Raw genomic sequence first — 497 nt, 5'->3', positions numbered from 1 at the left:
TGCAGCACGTCCACCACGGCCTGCGAGGGCACCATGACGCTGATCGCCACCGAAACCTCCGCCTCGAGCCCTTCCTTCAGGCTCTTCACGCGCGCCCGCATGACCTGCAGGTCGCCGAGAATTCGTCCCGCATCCTCCAGCATCGCCTTGCCCGCTTCCGTCAGCTTCGGCTGGCGCGCCCCGGAGCGCTCGAAAAGCGGCATCTCAAGCTGCGCCTCGAGATTGGCGATCGTGTAGCTGACGACCGACTGCGCGCGATTCAGTGCTCGCGACGCGGCTGAGAAGCTGCCGGTCTCGGCAACGGTCAGAAACACCTGCAACTGGTCCAGGGTCGGGTTCGGAAGCATATCCATCCATTCCATCGATAGTTTCGATCGACATTATCACCGTTTTTTCGATAGCAGGCCAGACTTATTTTCCTTCTCGACACCGCGGCTCACCTCCCAGCAACGGGCCGTCACACCCAATTCGAAAGGAAATGCACCATGTCGTCCATC

1 protein-coding gene is annotated in these 497 nt (G+C 60.8%); it reads right to left on the bottom strand.

The window, feature by feature from the left end; translation table 11 throughout:
• On the bottom strand, positions 1-347 hold a 347-nt coding region (locus A7X77_RS31785; protein WP_156668225.1), incomplete at its 3' end, for a LysR family transcriptional regulator.
• Positions 348-497: the final 150 nt, after the last annotated feature.

This window comes from Rhizobium bangladeshense (assembly GCF_001662075.1).
Taxonomy (GTDB): Bacteria; Pseudomonadota; Alphaproteobacteria; order Rhizobiales; family Rhizobiaceae; genus Rhizobium; species Rhizobium bangladeshense_B.
The sequence above is the reverse complement of the archived record's forward strand: the minus strand, read 5'-3'. Positions and strand labels throughout refer to the sequence as shown.